The sequence below is a fragment of the Dellaglioa sp. CoH-57-MRSF-19 genome (assembly GCF_056781975.1).
The window spans coordinates 21,073-37,933 of record NZ_JBXAXW010000003.1 but is presented as its reverse complement, the minus strand read 5'-3'; the positions used below and the strand labels follow the sequence as shown (position 1 = coordinate 37,933).

Here is a 16,861-nt window from a genome sequence, read left to right as displayed (position 1 = left end):
GTACTTTAGATTACCTTCAAAAATGCCTGACACCCCTGCAGAGTTCTCAACATAATCAAATTGTTAGCTACGGATGGCGGGCATCTCTATTAGGCTACTACGTTATTCTAGTGGCCAACTTTAAGAAACTAACAATGAATTGAAACATATTAAACGTAATGCCTACGATTTCAGTAATTTTAGGAAACACATTTTCTTTGTAATGAGGATTATGTACATAAAAAAGGCGTTGTCACAAAGTGACAACACCCTCCATAATATATTCACCAACAATAGTTGCAATAGAACCAAAAATATTCACCAGTGACAACTGCAATATACCAAAAAAAACACCTCACAAATTGCTTTGTGAAGTGCTTCAAAATATCGATATAAATATATATTAACGTTTTGAGAATTGGCTTGCTTTACGAGCTTTCTTAAGACCTGGTTTCTTACGTTCTTTCATACGAGGATCACGAGTAAGTAATCCTGCAGATTTAAGAGCTGCACGGAAATCTGGATCTACTGTAAGTAATGCGCGAGCAATACCATGGCGAACTGCGCCAGCTTGACCTGAGAAGCCACCACCATTAGCGTTAACTAAAACATCATAACTACCTAATGTTTCTGTAGCGTTAAATGGTTGTAAGACTACTTCACGTAAGTTAGCAAATGGAATGTAATCTTCAATTGCTTTGTTGTTGATAGTAATTTTACCAGTACCTGGTACTAAACGTACGCGAGCTACTGAGTTTTTACGACGACCTGTTCCTGAATATACGACTTGAGCCATTTCAATTGCCTCCTTAAATTAAGTTTGTAATATCTAAAGTTTCTGGTTGTTGTGCTTGTTGATCATGTTCTGCACCACGATATACGTGTAATTTCAATGCTTGTTCTTTACCAAGAGTACCTTTTGGAAGCATACCTTTAACAGAGAAAGCAATCAATTTTTCAGGATCGTTGGCACGGAAATCACCAGCAGTACGAGTTTTTAAACCACCTGGATGATCTGTATGATGTTGGTATAATTTTCTGTCAGCTTTGTGACCAGTTAAACCAACCTTTTCTGCATTGATAACAATAACGTTATCACCAGTATCCACATTAGGTGTGAATGTTGGTTTGTTTTTACCGCGTAAGATAGAAGCAACGACAGTTGATAAGCGACCTAAAGAAATATCAGTTGCATCAATAACATACCATTTACGTTCTATTTCGCCTTTTTTTGCTAAATAAGTTGTACGCACGATTGTTTCCTCCGTTTTTTCATGTTGTTTGTTTGACACTCAAATAAGTTTCCGGGGCCTATCAGTGGGGCAAACAATACCATTTATAATATTAACTATTAAAAGTCAATTTGTCAATCTAATTTATGGGCATCCCACAAATAAATAACACCTTTTCAGATTTAAAATTGCCTTAGTATTCATATTGTCAATAACTTCTATATTACCCTAATTCGTCCGGATAATAAACCTTTTTTAAATATAATCCACTCGCCGGAGCTGTTTCTCGAGCTTGTTGTCGATCCTTTACTTCATATAACCGTAAAATATCATGAACCGGACGCCGGCCGTTCCCTATTTCTAGGAGTGTAGCGACTAAAATTCGGACCATATTGTACAGAAAGCCATTTCCATAAAATTCAAAAATAATTTCATGGTTTTCTTTATCTTCTCTCACGGTTGCCTCATAAATCGTCCGAACGTGATCTGTAACCTGGCTACCTGCCGCCACGAAACTAGAAAAATCATGTTCGCCAACTAAATCAGGTAATGCTTCTTCAATTTTGGCGATATCTATCTTGTATTTATAATGACCCGTGTAGAAGCGTTTAAATGGGTCGGTAAATTCACCTTGAGAAACACGATACATATATCGTTTACCATGCGTACTATAGCGTGAATGAAAATCATCACTGACAAGTTCGGCTTTTTTAACTTGAACATCCAGTGGCAATAAACTGTTCAATGCTCTCATCATGCTAGTTTCCGGAATTTCATGCATGAAGTCAAAATGAAAAACCTGTCCTAAGGCATGAACGCCAGCATCTGTTCGGCCTGAACCATAAATTCTAACTGGTACTTCTGATTTACTCATAATTGTTACTGCTTTTTCTAAGACAGATTCAACCGTCCGTTGGTTTGGCTGCCTCTGAAACCCTGCAAAAGCTGCGCCATCATAAGCAACGGTAATTTTAAAACGTACTGACATATTTATTCATCCTTAATTTTTGAGGTAGACTAATGCAACGGTAACGATAGCGAATAAAACAAAAGCTAACGTATCAGCCGTCCGCCATTTTAAAATACGATACTTTGTTCGACCTTCTCCACCCTGGTAACCACGAGATTCCATGGCAATCGCTAAATCTTCGGCACGATTGAACGAACTTACAAATAGCGGAATTAACAACGGGATAATTGATTGCATTTGTTTAATTAGCGACCCTTGACCAAAGTTCACACCTCGAGCTCGTTGAGCGTTCATAATTTTTTCTGTCTCATCCATTAATGTAGGGACAAAACGTAACGCGATTGATAACATTAACGCAATTTCATAAACTGGAAATTTGATTGCTTTAAGTGGTTTTAATAAAGATTCAATCGCATCTGCTAGTTGGAGTGGTGCCGTTGACAACGTCAATAATGTTGACATAAAAATAATTAAAATAAATCGGCAAAAAATATATAATCCATTTGTCACACCAAATTGAGAAATTTTAAAAATCCCCCAATGCCAGTACATTTGGCCACCACTTGAAAATAGCATTTGCAAAGCAACCGTAAAGATAATCAGCCAAATTAATGGCCGGACACCTTTTAAAAAGAAACTCATATTAATTTTTGACGCTAAAATACATCCTAACGTAAAAACTAAAAGCATAGAAAAACTTTGCCAATTATTTGCCATAAAGATTATTCCAACAAAATAAAAACTCAAAACTAATTTAGCACGCGGATCCATGCGGTGAACGAGTGAATCACCCGCTATGTAACGTCCAAAAATCAACTTATTCATTAGCGTCATGACCTCCATTTTGGCTTAGCAGCGTGACGAGGTCGTCGGCTAATTCATTCTCTGTTAAAGGCATCTCCTTGAATTCAAAGCCTTTTTCAATTAATTTTTTTGAAAATAACGTTGTTGTTGGCACGTTCAAATGGTTACTTAATAAGAACTCTGGATCAGCAAAAACTTCTCTTGGTGTGCCCGATTTAATAATCGTTCCTTTTGACATGATAATAGCGTGATTCGCATAATTTGCCACATCATCCATCTGATGCGTTACGAGAATAATCGTCAAATTTTGTTCACGATGAAGTTCTTCGAACATTGCCATCATATCAACGCGACCTTTAGGATCTAATCCTGCTGTGGGTTCGTCTAAAACCAAGATTTTAGGTTCCATAGCCAGAATTCCAGCGATTGCTACGCGACGCATTTGACCACCAGAGAGGTCAAATGGTGATTGCTGATAGATATTCTCTGGTAATCCAACTAACTTCAACATTTTTGTCGCTATTTTCTCAGCTTCTTCATCTGTTTTACCAAAGTTTTTTGGCGCAAATGCCACATCTTTAATAACCGTTTCTTCAAACAATTGTGCTTCTGGAAATTGAAAAACGATGCCAACTTGTTTTCGTAAATCGTTTAACGTTTTATTGGCCGTTTCTGGTGTAATGATTTGATTCCCAATTGTAATTTTACCTTCAGTTGGTTTTAATAGGCCATTTAAATGTTGCAATAGGGTCGATTTACCAGAACCTGTATGTCCAACAATTGCTGTAAATGAGCCGTCCTCAATTTCAAGATTGATATTATGTAGCGCCCGACTTTCAAAAGGTGTCCCTTTTTGGTAGGTAAAGGCTACTTCGTTGAATTTAATTGCCATAACCAATCTACCATACCTTCCTCTGTCATATAGTCGTCCGGAATGTCAAAATGACGTTTTTTAAGCGCGACTTTTAAGCGTTCTGGATATGGAATATCTAATCCCATATCTACTAATTGTTCACCAAGTGCAAAAATTTCAGCAGGTGTGCCTTCTTTTACCAGCTCGCCTTTGTCCATAACCATAATTTTGTCAGCACTTGCCGCTTCATTAATATCATGCGTGATTGAAATAATTGTTAGCCCACGTTCTTCTTTGAGTTGATGTATTAGGCTCAAAACTTCGTCACGACCTTCTGGATCCAACATGCTAGTTGATTCATCCAAGATGATAACTTCTGGCCTTAGAGCGACAATTCCAGCGATTGCGACACGTTGTTTCTGTCCCCCAGATAGTCTAGCAGGTTCCTTGGCCGCAAACTCCCACATATCTACACGTTCAAGCGCGTCTCTGACTCGTTCTTGCATTTCTTTACGTTCTATTCCATTGTTTTCAAGTCCAAATGCAACGTCATCTTCAACAGTTGCTCCCACAAACTGGTTATCTGGGTTTTGAAAAACGATGCCAATCTTACGACGAATATCCCAGACCGTTTCTGGTGATAAAATAAGGCCATCTACTGTGATTTCACCTGATTGAGGTGCTAGCAAGCCATTAATATTTTTAGATAATGTACTTTTCCCACTACCGTTATGACCAATAATTGCAACCCAGTCACCTTTTTCAATCGTAAAGGACACATCTTTAAGTGCCATTTCACTCATTTCTTTTTGTGCTTCATATTGATAATTTAAATGATCAACTTTAATTAATTCAGTCATTGTTACTGTCCTCACAATTCACAAGATAACTTACGTTTTGCATTATATCACAGGCCAAAATGAACTCAGTGTATTTATACTTTTACTCTTTATAGTTGTCCTATCTATACAACATACATCTAAAATGCATTTTTTGTACTTTTAAGCTCTTAATTAACAATAAACAGCCATTTAGTCACACCTTTTTATATTGCGCTAAGAACTGCATTTTAAGCTAAATTTCTCTCACCATTTGATAATTAACTAGATTTTGTTGATGTCGATAATTATCTTATCTTTTTATAATTTTAAACCCATAATGTTCAAAAAAAGAGACAGCAGTTATTGAAGCCTCTACCGTTTGTACATTTATTTGTAATTCATTCCTTTGGTAATTTGTTAATTCTGTTAAAATAAGCGCTCCGATATGCTGTCGAATCATAGAACTCTCTACGTACAGCATATCAATATGTCCTGTTACTTCAAGGTTACCAAATCCTATGACCTTTAAATCTTTGATGGCAAGTAGCGTAAATGATTCACTTAATCGTTTATGCCATGCACTCAGATCTGGATTATTCTGCACCCACTCATTAATTTCTAGTTGTGAATAATCTTGTCGGTTAATCTCTTGAATTGTTTGGTTGAATAATGTCGTTATTTCCGATAAATATTTACTATCATAACGGTAAAGTTGTATTGAACTTTGTGCCATCACATTACCCCCTAAACAGATTAAGAATACTATTATCATACTAGGTTTTAGCACATAAAAAAAGGGTTCTGAACACATTATTAAAATGTGTTCAGAACCCTTTTTTCAGACCTCATTAGACAATAAAAAATCACTATGAAGGATGACCGGCAAATCACAAATGTGAAGAACCTTCAAACTAGACTAAGATTACTCCATCATCATAACGTTTGTTTTTAATCATCAATCAAAGTGAAAAATTATCTGTTAACGAATTATACTAATTCAATAATAACCATTTGTGCGGCATCGCCACGACGAGGCATTGTTTTCATAGTTCTAGTGTATCCACCATTACGTTCAGCGTAACGAGGAGCTACATCAGAAAATAATTTTTGTAATGCTGATTGAACAGTGACATCGTCACCATCTTCTTTCACGTCAGCAACTGTGTTTCTTACGAAAGCAGCAGCACGACGACGTGAAGCTAAATCACCACGTTTACCTAAAGAAATCATTTTATCGGCAGATTTGCGTACTTCTTTAGCGCGAGCTTCAGTAGTCACAATTCGTTCGTTGATAATAAGACTTGTTGTTAAATCACGTAACATTGCTTTACGTTGAGAACTTGTACGTCCTAATTTGCGGTAACTCATGAATAGTTTCCCTCCCTCTATATAATATTAGTCATCATGACGTAATGATAAATCAAGCGCAGCTAATTTAGCTTTAACTTCTTCCAATGATTTACGGCCCAAGTTACGGACTTTCATCATGTCAGCTTCGGATTTATTCGTTAATTCTTGAACCGTGTTGATTCCAGCACGTTTCAAACAATTGTATGAACGAACTGATAAATCAAGTTCTTCAATCGTCATTTCGAGCATTTTTTCTTTATGTGTTTCTTCTTTTTCAACCATAATTTCAGCATTTTTAGCTTCATCGGTTAAATCAACAAATAAAGTCAAATGCTCAGTTAAAATTTTAGCCGACAAACTAATGGCTTCGCTTGGTGTAATTGAACCATTAGTCCAAACATCAAGTGTCAATTTGTCATAATCATCTTTTTGACCAACACGTGTTTTTTCTACTTGGTAGTTCACACGTTCGATTGGGGTATAAATGGAGTCAATTGGTAATACGCCAATTGGCATATCTTCCGCTTTGTTTTGATCAGCAGATACGTATCCACGACCATTGCTAGCGTTCATGCGAACATGAAAAGATGCACCTTCTGCGACTGTACAAATGTACAAGTCGGGATTTAATACTTCAACATCACTGTTTACAATGATGTCACCGGCAGTAACCTCTGCGGGACCTTTCACATCAATTTCGATGGATTGGTCTTCATCAGCAGCTAACTTCAAAGCAACTTTCTTAATATTCAAGATAATTTGAGTAACATCTTCCAATACGCCTTCAATAGTTGAAAACTCATGTAAAACACCATCAATTTGAATATTAGTAATAGATGCGCCTGGTAAGGAAGATAATAGAATCCGACGAAGTGAATTACCTAATGTCGTACCATAACCGCGTTCAAGTGGTTCTACAACAAATTTACCATAGTTAGGACTTTCATCTATCTTATGAATATTTGGTTTTTCAAATTCAATCATTCTTATCTTTACCCCTTTCAAAACGTAACGTGTAATCTAGTGAAAACATTATGAAGTTCAACTCCGTAATGAATATTAATCCACGTTAAACACGACGGCGTTTTGGAGGACGACATCCATTATGAGGCACTGGAGTAACATCGCGAATTGCTGTTACTTCAAGACCAGTAGTTTGTAAAGCACGGATTGCGGCTTCACGGCCAGAACCAGGTCCTTTAACTGCTACTTCAACAGTCTTCATACCATTTTCCATTGAGCCTTTAGCTGCAGCTTCTGCTGCCATTTGTGCTGCGAATGGTGTAGATTTACGACTACCTCTAAAACCTAATGCACCAGCTGATGACCATGCAACAGCGTTACCGTTAACATCAGTAATCATAACAAGTGTATTGTTAAAAGTAGAATGAATATGTGCAACACCGGCTTCAATATGTTTTTTAACACGGCGTTTGCGAGAAACTTTCTTAGTTGCCATAAATAGTATTACCTCCTTAATCTAGTAATTATTTCTTGCGGCCTGCAATTGATGTAGCTGGGCCTTTACGTGTACGAGCGTTGTTTTTCGTGTTTTGTCCACGAACTGGTAAACCACGACGATGACGCATGCCTCGGTACGTTCCAATTTCTTGGAGACGTTTAATGTTTAAACTGATTTCGCGACGTAAGTCACCTTCAATTTTAAATTGATCAACAACTTTACGGATTGCATCCTCTTGGTCAGTTGTTAAATCACGAGTTCTAATATCTTCTGATACTTCTGCTTCTACCAAGATCTTAGCAGCAGTTGTATTACCGATTCCATAAATGTAAGTTAATGCTACCACGATTCTTTTATCACGTGGAATATCAATACCTGCAATACGAGCCATAACAATTACACCTCCTAATTTTTATTATCCTTGACGTTGTTTATGTTTTGGATTTGCGCTACAAATGATCATAACTCGACCTTTGCGCTTGATAACTTTACAATGTTCACACATTGGTTTTACTGATGGTCTTACTTTCATTGAATTATACCTCCTAAAAGTTTTTGAAGTACAATCTATTTAAAGCGATAAGTAATACGACCCTTACTTAAATCGTAAGGAGACATTTCAACCGTCACTTTATCACCAGGTAAAATACGAATATAATTCTTACGAATTTTACCAGAGACATGAGCTAAAATTTCATGATCATTTTCAAGTACAACTCGAAAAGTCGCATTGGGTAACGTTTCACGGACCGTACCCTCAATCTCAATTACTTCTTCTTTCGCCACGTAAATGTACCTCCTTAAAATCGTGTTTTAACTTTACATGTAAAAATGGCGAGAATTAGACACTCTCACCCGTTCTTATCAGGATATTATTACAAATATCCTCCTGAAAAGATAAACCGGAATTATTCTATCATACCGCTATCTCAGATGCAAGTTAGCCACTCCGGCACAATTACTTTGCAGCGGAATACTCAGATTACTTGAGATTGTTTAAAATCGTTTCAATATCTGCAAATACATCTTCAATATCGCGGTTACCATCTACTGTATACAATAGATGACGTTGTTCGTAAAAATCTAATAACGGTGTATTCATTTTGATGTTAACTTCTAAACGATTTTTAACCGTTTCAAGTTTGTCATCTTCACGTTGATAAAATTCATGTTGCCCACAGCGATCACATGTTCCTTCAACCTTTGTGGGGTTGAAGATTTTGTGATATGTAGCTCCACAATTACGACAAATGTAACGACCAGTTAAACGTTCGATTAGAGATTCAGGATCAACATGAATGTCAATGACTGCGTTAAGAGGTTTTCCAAGGTCCTTACCGATTTCGTCCAAGGCAACAGCTTGTGCCATATTTCTTGGAAACCCATCAAGCATGTAGCCATCTTGAATATCATCTTCAGCTAATCGTTCTTTGACAATGCCATTTGTGACTTCATCAGGAACAAGGTCACCACGATCGATATACTTTTTAGCTTCAAGTCCCATTGGTGTTTCATTTTTCATTGCTGCACGGAAGATGTCTCCCGTAGAGATATGAGCGATGTGGAAAGCGTCGACAATCTTTTCAGCTTGTGTTCCCTTACCTGCACCAGGTAAACCCATTAACATCAGGTTCATTTTAGTCATGAATATCCTCCTAATATGAGAAATGGTTAGGCATCAGCCTAACCTAATTCTCAGTTTAAAATTTGTTTTTTATCGATTATCTAATGAATCCGACGTACTTACGTTTCATCATCATACCCTCTAATTGACGAATAGTTTCAAGAGCAACCCCAACGACAATCAACAGACTAGTACCACCCAAACCAACTGATTCATCTAATCCGAACAAACTTGATGCTAATAATGGAATTAAAGCAACAAATCCTAAGAATAATGAACCAACAGTACTTAAACGCATTAATAATTTTGAAACATATTTTTCTGTTGCTTTACCAGGCCAAACACTTGGAATATAACTTCCTTGTTTTTGTAAATTCTCTGAGAGTTTCTCAGGATTTACCTGTACGAAAGCGTAGAAGAATGTGAACAAGACAATCAATACGGTATATAGGATGGCTCCGTATGTTGTTTGCATGTTGAAAACTTGACTTAATACTTTATACCAAGTCGTGTCCCCTTGTGAGCTTTGGAATGCCAAAAGCACAGTTTGGGGTGTTGCAATGAACGAACTCGCAAAAATAACGGGGATAACACCCGCAACGTTTACCTTAAGTGGCAGATATGAACTATCTGTCGCACCAGCAACACGTCTTGTGTATTGAATTGGAATCTTATAGTTAGCTTGTTGAACATATGTTACAAAAGTTACGATTGCAAAAATAATAACGAGCAAGATAACTATGAACAAGATGCCCCCCCAAAGATCACCTTTATCAGCTTGGAAAATTTGTTCATTGAAAATCTGTTTAATACCACCTGGAATACGAGAAACGATACCTGCCATGATTAACATGGAAACACCATTCCCAATACCACGTTCAGTAATCATATCACCTAACCAAGTCGTAAACATTGTTCCGGCTGTTAAAATAACGCCCAAAACAACATATGTTTGCGTACTTGGATTGTTAACCAAACCTAAACTACTTAATGAGTCTAACCCTGCGGTGATACCTACAGATTGAACAAATGCTAAGACAATTGTTAGGTAACGTGTAGCTTGATTCAATTTACGACGACCAACTTCACCTTGCTTACTCCATTCTACAAAACGAGGAACAATGTCCATTTGTAGTAATTGAATAACAATTTGAGCTGTAATGTAGGGTGAAACCCCCATTGCGAAAATTGAGTAATTAGTTAATCCACCACCACTAAAAGTGTTAAGAAGACTAACTAAGTTACTACTTGTTGCACTAGCAATTGCAGCATGGTTAATTCCAGGAACTGTTATAAAAGTACCTAAGCGAAAGACAATTAAAACGCATAAAGTGAAAAAAATCTTTTGACGGATTTCTTTCACAGCTAATGCATTTTTCATCACTTTAAGCATTAGATCACCTCTGTTTGACCACCGGCAGCTTCAATAGCTTCTTTAGCAGCAGCTGAGAATTTACCTGCTTTAACAGATAATTTCTTGTTAAGTTCGCCGGAAGCTAAAATTTTAATTCCTGATTTTTCGTTCTTAACAATACCTGATTCAACAAGTAATGCTGGTGTTACTTCAGCACCGTTTTCGAATTTGTTTAAGCTATCTAAATTGACAACTGCATATTCTTTACGGTTGAAGTTATTAAATCCACGTTTTGGCATACGACGGAATAAAGGCATTTGTCCACCTTCAAAACCTAAACGTACTTTACTACGGGCTTTTTGGCCTTTTTGACCACGTCCAGAAGTTTTACCATTACCTGAAGATGTTCCACGTCCGACACGGTTACGTACTGAGCGAGAACCTTCACTTGGTTTTAATTCATGTAATTTCATAGGGTTGGCACCTCCTTATTTTAAACTGCAAACAAGATGTTGATGTTATTTAACTTCTTCAACGTCCACTAAATGAGAAATCTTGGCGATAACGCCTCGTGTTACTGCGTCATTAGGACGAATAACAGAGCTGCTAATACGGTGTAAACCGAAAGCTTTAACGATTTCGCGTTGATTTTGAGGACGTCCGATGACACTGCGTTTTAATGTAATTTTTAAATCTGTCATGTTTTAGTCCTCCTAGTCAGCTAAGTGTTGAATAGAAACGCCACGTAATGCAGCAACTTCTTCAGCACTCTTCATTTTCTTTAAACCATCCATTGTTGCGCGAACAACGTTGATTGGTGTATTTGAGCCTAATGATTTACTTGTTACATCTGCTACTCCAGCAAGTTCCATAACGGCACGAACTGAACCACCAGCGGCAACTCCAGAACCTTCAACAGCTGGTTTAAGCATAATGCGTCCACCACTGTATTGACCGAGAACTTCGTGAGGAAGTGTCGTACCGACCATAGGTACTTCAATCAAGTTCTTTTTAGCATCTTCAACTGCTTTACGGATTGCTTCAGGAACTTCTTGAGCTTTACCTGTACCGAAGCCTACATGACCATTGTGATCACCGACAATAACTAATGCAGCAAAACGTAGACGACGTCCACCTTTTACAACTTTAGTAACACGGTTAATCGCAACAACACGATCTTCTAAATCTAAATGAGTTGGATCAATGAAAGTCATAAACTATTTCCTCCCTTTCTTAGAATTCTAATCCATTTTCACGAGCTGCTTCAGCTAAAGCAGCAACGCGTCCATGGTATAAGTATCCGCCACGATCAAAAACAACAGCTTTGATACCTTTGTCATTAGCACGTTTAGCAACTAATGCGCCAACAGCAGTAGCTTTTGCTACTTTACTGTCGCCAGTTACTTCACTATCAATTGTTGAGGCACTTGCTAGCGTTACACCCGCTACGTCATCAATTACTTGAGCGTAGATGTGGTTATTAGAACGGAATACGTTTAAGCGTGGGCACTCTGCAGTTCCAGAAATCTTGCCACGAACACGTAAATGACGTTTTGAACGTGTTTTATTTCTATCTGGTTTTGTAATCACAATTTTCACCTCTTGATTTTATTCAAAAACAAAGTAAGCAATGCTAAGCAGCATTATTTACCTGTTTTACCTTCTTTACGACGAACATATTCGCCAACGTAACGAATTCCTTTACCTTTATAAGGTTCTGGAGGACGAACGGCACGAATTTCTGCGGCAAGATCGCCAACTTCTTGTTTACTGATACCTGAAATAATAATACTTGTATTTGCAGGAACTTCAACAGTTAAGTTTTCGCGTTCTTCAAAATCCACTGGATGTGAATAACCAACATTTAATACTAATTTTTTCCCTTGTAATTGTGCACGATAACCAACACCAATCAACTCAAGTTCTTTTTTGAAACCTTCTGTAACACCAAGAACCATGTTGTTTACGTTGGCACGCATTGTACCATGTAAGGCACGAGTGCTTTTATCGTCACTTTCACGAGTAAATTTAACTGAAAGACCTTCAACATGCATTGTAATAGCACTAGAGAACTTACGAGTTAATTCACCTTTGGGGCCTTTTACTGTAACCATTTGACCTTCTTGTGTAACTTCTACACCAGCAGGAAGAACGATTTCTTTATAACCTATACGACTCACGCGAGTGACACCTCCTTACGAATTAATTGATTACCAGATGTATGCTAAGACTTCGCCACCAATTTGTTTGGCGCGTGCATCTTTATCTGTCATCACACCTTCTGATGTTGAGATAACTGCGATTCCTAAACCATTTAATACTTTAGGAACTGCATCAGCTTGAACGTACGTACGTAATCCTGGTTTTGAGATACGTTTAATACCAGAGATTACACGTTCGTTGTCTTTTCCAAATTTTAAAAATACACGGATAATACCTTGTTTGTCATCATCGATGTATTCGATATCACGTACGAAACCTTCATTTTTAAGGATTTCAGCGATATCACGTTTGATTTTTGAAGCAGGCACTTCTAAAGACTCATGCCGTACCATGTTTGCATTACGGATACGAGTTAAAAAGTCTGCGATCGGATCAGTCATGACCATTGAGTTTACCCTCCTTTAACTTGTCTTTTAGATTTACCAGCTAGCTTTTTTCATACCAGGAATTTGGCCTTTGTGAGCAAGGTCACGAAGACAAATACGGCATAATTTAAATTTACGATAAACAGAATGTGGGCGACCACAACGTTCGCAACGTGTATAAGCTTGTGTAGAGAATTTTGCTGGACGTTTGTTCTTTGCAATTAATGATTTTTTAGCCAAAGCTTTGTAACCTCCTTATTATTTAGAAAACGGCATACCTAATTGTGTGAGTAATTCTTTTGATTCCTCATCAGTATTAGCAGTTGTAACAATAACGATATCCATTCCACGAACTTTATCCACATCATCAAAATCGATTTCTGGGAAAATTAATTGTTCGCGAACACCTAAAGTATAGTTACCACGGCCATCAAAGGCTTTTTTGCTAACGCCACGGAAATCACGCACACGAGGTAATGAAACTGAAACTAATTTATCTAAGAAATCGTACATGCGTTCGCCACGTAAAGTAACTTTAGCACCGATTGGCATACCTTCACGTAAACGGAAGCCAGCAATTGATTTTTTAGCTTTTGTAACCAAAGGTTTTTGACCAGCGATTAAAGCTAATTCTTCAACAGCTTTATCTAAATTTTTAGCATTAGTAACAGCATCACCAACACCCATGTTGATAACAATTTTATCAACTTGAGGTGTTTGCATAATTGATGTGTAGTTAAATTTTTCCATCATAGATGGTGTAATTTCATTAGTGAACTTTTCTTTTAAACGGTTAGTCATGAAGAAAGTGTCCTCCTTTCAGTAGGTCTATTTAACAGTTTCACCTGATTTTTTAGAAACTCTAACTTTCTTGCCGTCTACAACTTTGAAGCCAACACGAGTTGGTTCGTTTGTAGATGGGTCGATAAGCATCACGTTTGAAACGTGAATTGGTGCTTCTATATCCACGATGCCACCTTGTGGATTCGAGTTACTAGGTTTTTGATGTTTTTTTGCAATATTCATGCCTTCAACAATCACACGGTCATCTTTAAGGAAAACTTTAGTAACAGTACCTTGTTTACCTTTATCTTTACCTGCAATTAATTGAACTTTATCACCAGTTTTGACGAACATTTAGCGCACCTCCTTGTTTTCCGATGGATTTCTTATAATACTTCGGGTGCTAAAGAAACAATCTTCATGAAATTGTTATCACGTAATTCACGTGCAACAGGTCCAAAGATACGTGTACCTTTAGGGCTTTTATCATCTTGGATGATAACGGCAGCATTTTCATCAAATTTGATGTATGAACCGTCAGCGCGATGAGCACCTGATTTTGTACGTACGATTACAGCTTTAACAACTTCACCTTTTTTGACAACACCACCTGGTGTTGCATGTTTAACAGTAGCAACAATAACGTCACCGATATTAGCAGTTTTACGCTTTGATCCACCTAAAACTTTAATAGTTAAGATTTCTTTTGCGCCTGAATTGTCGGCAATTTTTAAACGACTTTCTGTTTGTATCACAGTAAGTGTCCTCCTTTCGATAGCAAATTAGAAATACGAATGGCAATTATGCTTAAGCAATAACTGCTTTTTCAACGATATCTAATAAACGGAATCTCTTAGTTGCTGACAACGGACGAGTTTCCATAATTTGAACGATATCGCCGATTTTTGCTTCGTTATTTTCATCATGTGCATAGAATTTTTTAGAATAAGTCACACGTTTACCGTAGGTTTTGTGTGTCTTGTATGTTTCGATAAGAACACTAATCGTTTTATCCATTTTGTCGGATACAACGCGTCCTTGATAGACTTTACGTTGGTTACGAGTTTCACTCATGCGTAAATGGCCTCCCTTTCGTAATCTACTTGTTTAATTCTTGTTGGCGTAATGCCGTTTTAATACGAGCAATTGTTTTACGTACTTCACTTAAGCGTGCGGTATTTTCTAATTGACCGGTAGCTAATTGGAAGCGTAAGTTAAACAATTCATCTTTAAATTCTTGTTCTTTGGTAATCATTTCAGCAGTGGTTAATTCATTAATTTCCTTAGCCTTCATGTGATTCGCCACCTACTTCCTCACGTTTTACAATTTTAGTTCTCACTGGAAGTTTGTTTGATGCTAAGCGTAAAGCTTCGCGAGCAACTTCTTCGGGAACACCGGCAACTTCAAACATGATCTTTCCACGTTTAACTGGAGCTACCCATCCTTCAGGAGCACCTTTACCAGAACCCATTCGAACACCAATTGCTTTTGCAGTATATGATTTATGAGGGAAAATTTTAATCCATACTTTCCCACCACGTTTCATATGACGGTTAATAGCGACACGAGAAGCTTCGATTTGACGGTTAGTGATCCATGATGATTCAAGAGCCTGTAAACCGAATTCTCCAAAAGCGACTTCTTTGCCACCTTTAGCTTCCCCACGCATTTTACCACGGAATTCACGACGGAATTTTGTACGTTTAGGTACTAACATAGGTTATTTCCCTCCTTTCACAGCGTTTTTCTTAGCTGGTAAGATTTCACCACGGTAGATCCAGACTTTAACGCCTAATTTACCGTAAGTAGTCATTGCTTCAACCCAAGCGTAGTCAATATCTGCTCTTAAGGTATGTAATGGAACTGTACCATCTGAGTAGCTTTCAACACGAGACATATCAGCTCCGTTAAGACGGCCAGCAACTTGAACTTTGATACCTTTAGCACCAGAGCGCATTGTACGTTGCATAGCTTGTTTAACAGCACGACGGAATGCGACACGGTTTTCTAATTGTTCCGCAACGTTTTCGCCGACTAATTGAGCATCTAAATCAGGACGTTTGATTTCAACAATGTTGATATGCACACGTTTACCTGTTAAATCATTTAATTCTTTACGAAGTTTTTCAACTTCAGCTCCACCTTTACCGATAACCATACCAGGTTTAGCAGTATGGATTGAAACGTTAACACGTTTTGCAGCGCGTTCGATTTCAACGATAGAGACAGAAGCGTCGGTTAATTTTTCTTGAATGTATTTACGGATGTGTAAATCTTCATGAAGGTAGTTTGCAAAATCTTTTTCTGCATACCATTTTGAATCCCAATCACGAATGATACCTACACGTAATCCCGTTGGATTTATTTTTTGACCCACGCGTTATCCCTCCTTATTTTGTAGTTTCAGATACAACTACTGTAATGTGACTCGTACGTTTGTTAATTGGTGAAGCTGATCCTTTAGCACGAGGACGGAAACGTTTTAAAGTTGGTCCTTCGTTAGCAAAAATATCAGTAATAACTAAGTTTTCACCATCTAAATCAAAATTATTTTCTGCATTAGCTACAGCAGAAAGTAAAACTTTTTCAATGATTGGGCTTCCGGCTCTGGGAGTAAATCTCAAAATACCGATAGCTTCAGCAACACTTTTACCTCTGATAAGATCGATTACCAAGCGAGCTTTACGCGCTGGAATACGAACAGTTTTGGCGGTTGCTTTTGCTGATGTTACTTGTTCAGCCATGTGTATAACCTCCTTTATTTAACTGTAGTTTTCTTATCGTCAGATCCGTGACCACGGAAAGTACGTGTTGGAACAAATTCACCCAACTTATGACCAACCATATCTTCTTGCATAAAAACTGGAACGTGTTTACGTCCATCATATACAGCGATAGTTAGACCAATGAAGTTAGGGAAGATTGTTGAACGACGTGACCATGTTTTGATAACTGTTTTCTTTTCTTGATCAGTTTGTGCTTCGACCTTTTTCATCAAATGTTCATCGACGAATGGTCCTTTTTTTAGACTACGACTCAA

Annotated in this window: 31 protein-coding genes; all 31 read right to left on the bottom strand. The window is 37.6% G+C overall.

What is annotated here, in order from left to right; translation table 11 throughout:
- Nucleotides 1-382: 382 nt before the first annotated feature.
- Entirely contained in the window at nucleotides 383-775 is a 393-nt protein-coding gene (gene rpsI, locus AC1RO3_RS03925) for a 30S ribosomal protein S9 (RefSeq protein WP_409022038.1), read from the bottom strand.
- A gap of 13 nt (nucleotides 776-788) precedes the next feature.
- Complete coding sequence (gene rplM, locus AC1RO3_RS03920) at nucleotides 789-1,232, bottom strand: 50S ribosomal protein L13 (protein ID WP_057974611.1); 444 nt, start codon at nucleotides 1,230-1,232, stop codon at nucleotides 789-791.
- A gap of 202 nt (nucleotides 1,233-1,434) precedes the next feature.
- A complete protein-coding gene (gene truA / locus AC1RO3_RS03915; RefSeq protein ID WP_409022037.1) occupies nucleotides 1,435-2,199 on the bottom strand; it encodes a tRNA pseudouridine(38-40) synthase TruA in 765 nt (254 codons plus the stop codon).
- A gap of 12 nt (nucleotides 2,200-2,211) precedes the next feature.
- Nucleotides 2,212-3,015 carry an energy-coupling factor transporter transmembrane component T family protein gene (locus AC1RO3_RS03910; RefSeq protein WP_481761610.1) on the bottom strand — a complete coding sequence of 268 codons (804 nt, stop codon included), beginning with the start codon at nucleotides 3,013-3,015 and terminating at the stop codon, nucleotides 2,212-2,214.
- Nucleotides 2,999-3,877, bottom strand: a complete 879-nt coding sequence (locus AC1RO3_RS03905; protein WP_481761611.1) for an energy-coupling factor ABC transporter ATP-binding protein — start codon at nucleotides 3,875-3,877, stop codon at nucleotides 2,999-3,001. The genes AC1RO3_RS03910 and AC1RO3_RS03905 overlap by 17 nt, the downstream gene beginning before the upstream one ends.
- Entirely contained in the window at nucleotides 3,853-4,698 is an 846-nt protein-coding gene (locus AC1RO3_RS03900; protein ID WP_481761612.1) for an energy-coupling factor ABC transporter ATP-binding protein, read from the bottom strand. The genes AC1RO3_RS03905 and AC1RO3_RS03900 overlap by 25 nt, the downstream gene beginning before the upstream one ends.
- A 271-nt stretch (nucleotides 4,699-4,969) precedes the next feature.
- A complete protein-coding gene (locus AC1RO3_RS03895; protein ID WP_481761613.1) occupies nucleotides 4,970-5,392 on the bottom strand; it encodes a GNAT family N-acetyltransferase in 423 nt (140 codons plus the stop codon).
- A 254-nt stretch (nucleotides 5,393-5,646) separates the two neighbouring features.
- Complete coding sequence (rplQ, locus tag AC1RO3_RS03890; protein ID WP_057974617.1) at nucleotides 5,647-6,027, bottom strand: 50S ribosomal protein L17; 381 nt, start codon at nucleotides 6,025-6,027, stop codon at nucleotides 5,647-5,649.
- Between the two features lie 27 nt (nucleotides 6,028-6,054).
- Nucleotides 6,055-6,993, bottom strand: a complete 939-nt coding sequence (locus AC1RO3_RS03885) for a DNA-directed RNA polymerase subunit alpha (protein ID WP_409022032.1) — start codon at nucleotides 6,991-6,993, stop codon at nucleotides 6,055-6,057.
- An 85-nt stretch (nucleotides 6,994-7,078) separates the two neighbouring features.
- Entirely contained in the window at nucleotides 7,079-7,468 is a 390-nt protein-coding gene (rpsK, locus tag AC1RO3_RS03880; protein WP_057974619.1) for a 30S ribosomal protein S11, read from the bottom strand.
- A gap of 28 nt (nucleotides 7,469-7,496) precedes the next feature.
- On the bottom strand, nucleotides 7,497-7,862 hold the full coding sequence (rpsM, locus tag AC1RO3_RS03875; protein ID WP_057974620.1) for a 30S ribosomal protein S13: 366 nt from the start codon (nucleotides 7,860-7,862) through the stop codon (nucleotides 7,497-7,499).
- 24 nt (nucleotides 7,863-7,886) lie between these two features.
- Nucleotides 7,887-8,003: a 50S ribosomal protein L36 gene (rpmJ, locus tag AC1RO3_RS03870; RefSeq protein WP_057756760.1), complete on the bottom strand. Its 117-nt coding sequence runs from the start codon at nucleotides 8,001-8,003 to the stop codon at nucleotides 7,887-7,889.
- A 35-nt stretch (nucleotides 8,004-8,038) separates the two neighbouring features.
- Nucleotides 8,039-8,257, bottom strand: a complete 219-nt coding sequence (gene infA / locus AC1RO3_RS03865) for a translation initiation factor IF-1 (RefSeq protein WP_057974621.1) — start codon at nucleotides 8,255-8,257, stop codon at nucleotides 8,039-8,041.
- Nucleotides 8,258-8,453: 196 nt separating this feature from the next.
- Nucleotides 8,454-9,116, bottom strand: a complete 663-nt coding sequence (locus AC1RO3_RS03860; RefSeq protein WP_481761614.1) for an adenylate kinase — start codon at nucleotides 9,114-9,116, stop codon at nucleotides 8,454-8,456.
- A gap of 76 nt (nucleotides 9,117-9,192) precedes the next feature.
- The gene (secY, locus tag AC1RO3_RS03855) at nucleotides 9,193-10,488 is read right to left on the bottom strand and encodes a preprotein translocase subunit SecY (protein ID WP_409022030.1); all 1,296 of its coding nucleotides are present in this window, start codon (nucleotides 10,486-10,488) and stop codon (nucleotides 9,193-9,195) included.
- On the bottom strand, nucleotides 10,488-10,922 hold the full coding sequence (gene rplO / locus AC1RO3_RS03850; protein WP_409022029.1) for a 50S ribosomal protein L15: 435 nt from the start codon (nucleotides 10,920-10,922) through the stop codon (nucleotides 10,488-10,490). The genes secY and rplO overlap by 1 nt, the downstream gene beginning before the upstream one ends.
- Before the next feature lie 45 nt (nucleotides 10,923-10,967).
- Nucleotides 10,968-11,150, bottom strand: coding sequence for a 50S ribosomal protein L30 (gene rpmD, locus AC1RO3_RS03845; protein ID WP_057974624.1), 183 nt, complete (start codon nucleotides 11,148-11,150; stop codon nucleotides 10,968-10,970).
- A gap of 12 nt (nucleotides 11,151-11,162) precedes the next feature.
- The gene (gene rpsE, locus AC1RO3_RS03840) at nucleotides 11,163-11,663 is read right to left on the bottom strand and encodes a 30S ribosomal protein S5 (protein ID WP_409022028.1); all 501 of its coding nucleotides are present in this window, start codon (nucleotides 11,661-11,663) and stop codon (nucleotides 11,163-11,165) included.
- A gap of 19 nt (nucleotides 11,664-11,682) precedes the next feature.
- Nucleotides 11,683-12,039: a 50S ribosomal protein L18 gene (gene rplR, locus AC1RO3_RS03835; protein WP_462298812.1), complete on the bottom strand. Its 357-nt coding sequence runs from the start codon at nucleotides 12,037-12,039 to the stop codon at nucleotides 11,683-11,685.
- Between the two features lie 53 nt (nucleotides 12,040-12,092).
- Nucleotides 12,093-12,629 (bottom strand): 50S ribosomal protein L6, encoded by a 537-nt coding sequence (gene rplF / locus AC1RO3_RS03830; RefSeq protein ID WP_481761615.1) that lies wholly within the window; start codon nucleotides 12,627-12,629, stop codon nucleotides 12,093-12,095.
- A gap of 30 nt (nucleotides 12,630-12,659) precedes the next feature.
- Nucleotides 12,660-13,058 carry a 30S ribosomal protein S8 gene (rpsH, locus tag AC1RO3_RS03825; protein WP_057974628.1) on the bottom strand — a complete coding sequence of 133 codons (399 nt, stop codon included), beginning with the start codon at nucleotides 13,056-13,058 and terminating at the stop codon, nucleotides 12,660-12,662.
- 33 nt (nucleotides 13,059-13,091) lie between these two features.
- A complete protein-coding gene (locus AC1RO3_RS03820) occupies nucleotides 13,092-13,277 on the bottom strand; it encodes a type Z 30S ribosomal protein S14 (protein WP_057974629.1) in 186 nt (61 codons plus the stop codon).
- An 18-nt stretch (nucleotides 13,278-13,295) separates the two neighbouring features.
- Nucleotides 13,296-13,838 carry a 50S ribosomal protein L5 gene (rplE, locus tag AC1RO3_RS03815; protein WP_409022025.1) on the bottom strand — a complete coding sequence of 181 codons (543 nt, stop codon included), beginning with the start codon at nucleotides 13,836-13,838 and terminating at the stop codon, nucleotides 13,296-13,298.
- A gap of 27 nt (nucleotides 13,839-13,865) precedes the next feature.
- Nucleotides 13,866-14,174 carry a 50S ribosomal protein L24 gene (gene rplX, locus AC1RO3_RS03810; RefSeq protein ID WP_409022024.1) on the bottom strand — a complete coding sequence of 103 codons (309 nt, stop codon included), beginning with the start codon at nucleotides 14,172-14,174 and terminating at the stop codon, nucleotides 13,866-13,868.
- A gap of 32 nt (nucleotides 14,175-14,206) precedes the next feature.
- Nucleotides 14,207-14,575 (bottom strand): 50S ribosomal protein L14, encoded by a 369-nt coding sequence (rplN, locus tag AC1RO3_RS03805; protein WP_409022023.1) that lies wholly within the window; start codon nucleotides 14,573-14,575, stop codon nucleotides 14,207-14,209.
- A gap of 52 nt (nucleotides 14,576-14,627) precedes the next feature.
- Nucleotides 14,628-14,894, bottom strand: a complete 267-nt coding sequence (gene rpsQ / locus AC1RO3_RS03800) for a 30S ribosomal protein S17 (protein WP_057974633.1) — start codon at nucleotides 14,892-14,894, stop codon at nucleotides 14,628-14,630.
- Between the two features lie 25 nt (nucleotides 14,895-14,919).
- Nucleotides 14,920-15,114 carry a 50S ribosomal protein L29 gene (gene rpmC / locus AC1RO3_RS03795; RefSeq protein WP_057974634.1) on the bottom strand — a complete coding sequence of 65 codons (195 nt, stop codon included), beginning with the start codon at nucleotides 15,112-15,114 and terminating at the stop codon, nucleotides 14,920-14,922.
- Nucleotides 15,104-15,538 (bottom strand): 50S ribosomal protein L16, encoded by a 435-nt coding sequence (gene rplP, locus AC1RO3_RS03790; protein WP_057974635.1) that lies wholly within the window; start codon nucleotides 15,536-15,538, stop codon nucleotides 15,104-15,106. Before rplP ends, rpmC begins: the two co-directional genes overlap by 11 nt.
- Before the next feature lie 3 nt (nucleotides 15,539-15,541).
- Nucleotides 15,542-16,198, bottom strand: a complete 657-nt coding sequence (gene rpsC, locus AC1RO3_RS03785; protein ID WP_057974636.1) for a 30S ribosomal protein S3 — start codon at nucleotides 16,196-16,198, stop codon at nucleotides 15,542-15,544.
- Nucleotides 16,199-16,211: 13 nt separating this feature from the next.
- Nucleotides 16,212-16,565 (bottom strand): 50S ribosomal protein L22, encoded by a 354-nt coding sequence (gene rplV, locus AC1RO3_RS03780; RefSeq protein ID WP_409022022.1) that lies wholly within the window; start codon nucleotides 16,563-16,565, stop codon nucleotides 16,212-16,214.
- 14 nt (nucleotides 16,566-16,579) lie between these two features.
- Entirely contained in the window at nucleotides 16,580-16,861 is a 282-nt protein-coding gene (rpsS, locus tag AC1RO3_RS03775; RefSeq protein ID WP_057974638.1) for a 30S ribosomal protein S19, read from the bottom strand.

Bases quoted from the DNA above. Each gene is read 5' to 3' on its own strand.
- rpsI (WP_409022038.1), bottom strand. From the start codon at position 775: ATGGCTCAAGTCGTATATTCAGGAACAGGTCGTCGTAAAAACTCAGTA.
- truA (WP_409022037.1), bottom strand. From the start codon at position 2,199: ATGTCAGTACGTTTTAAAATTACCGTTGCTTATGATGGCGCAGCTTTT.
- AC1RO3_RS03910 (WP_481761610.1), bottom strand. From the start codon at position 3,015: ATGACGCTAATGAATAAGTTGATTTTTGGACGTTACATAGCGGGTGAT.
- AC1RO3_RS03905 (WP_481761611.1), bottom strand. From the start codon at position 3,877: ATGGCAATTAAATTCAACGAAGTAGCCTTTACCTACCAAAAAGGGACA.
- AC1RO3_RS03900 (WP_481761612.1), bottom strand. From the start codon at position 4,698: ATGACTGAATTAATTAAAGTTGATCATTTAAATTATCAATATGAAGCA.
- AC1RO3_RS03895 (WP_481761613.1), bottom strand. From the start codon at position 5,392: ATGGCACAAAGTTCAATACAACTTTACCGTTATGATAGTAAATATTTA.
- rplQ (WP_057974617.1), bottom strand. From the start codon at position 6,027: ATGAGTTACCGCAAATTAGGACGTACAAGTTCTCAACGTAAAGCAATG.
- AC1RO3_RS03885 (WP_409022032.1), bottom strand. From the start codon at position 6,993: ATGATTGAATTTGAAAAACCAAATATTCATAAGATAGATGAAAGTCCT.
- rpsK (WP_057974619.1), bottom strand. From the start codon at position 7,468: ATGGCAACTAAGAAAGTTTCTCGCAAACGCCGTGTTAAAAAACATATT.
- rpsM (WP_057974620.1), bottom strand. From the start codon at position 7,862: ATGGCTCGTATTGCAGGTATTGATATTCCACGTGATAAAAGAATCGTG.
- rpmJ (WP_057756760.1), bottom strand. From the start codon at position 8,003: ATGAAAGTAAGACCATCAGTAAAACCAATGTGTGAACATTGTAAAGTT.
- AC1RO3_RS03860 (WP_481761614.1), bottom strand. From the start codon at position 9,116: ATGACTAAAATGAACCTGATGTTAATGGGTTTACCTGGTGCAGGTAAG.
- secY (WP_409022030.1), bottom strand. From the start codon at position 10,488: ATGCTTAAAGTGATGAAAAATGCATTAGCTGTGAAAGAAATCCGTCAA.
- rplO (WP_409022029.1), bottom strand. From the start codon at position 10,922: ATGAAATTACATGAATTAAAACCAAGTGAAGGTTCTCGCTCAGTACGT.
- rpmD (WP_057974624.1), bottom strand. From the start codon at position 11,150: ATGACAGATTTAAAAATTACATTAAAACGCAGTGTCATCGGACGTCCT.
- rpsE (WP_409022028.1), bottom strand. From the start codon at position 11,663: ATGACTTTCATTGATCCAACTCATTTAGATTTAGAAGATCGTGTTGTT.
- rpsH (WP_057974628.1), bottom strand. From the start codon at position 13,058: ATGGTCATGACTGATCCGATCGCAGACTTTTTAACTCGTATCCGTAAT.
- rplE (WP_409022025.1), bottom strand. From the start codon at position 13,838: ATGACTAACCGTTTAAAAGAAAAGTTCACTAATGAAATTACACCATCT.
- rplX (WP_409022024.1), bottom strand. From the start codon at position 14,174: ATGTTCGTCAAAACTGGTGATAAAGTTCAATTAATTGCAGGTAAAGAT.
- rpsQ (WP_057974633.1), bottom strand. From the start codon at position 14,894: ATGAGTGAAACTCGTAACCAACGTAAAGTCTATCAAGGACGCGTTGTA.
- rpmC (WP_057974634.1), bottom strand. From the start codon at position 15,114: ATGAAGGCTAAGGAAATTAATGAATTAACCACTGCTGAAATGATTACC.
- rplP (WP_057974635.1), bottom strand. From the start codon at position 15,538: ATGTTAGTACCTAAACGTACAAAATTCCGTCGTGAATTCCGTGGTAAA.
- rplV (WP_409022022.1), bottom strand. From the start codon at position 16,565: ATGGCTGAACAAGTAACATCAGCAAAAGCAACCGCCAAAACTGTTCGT.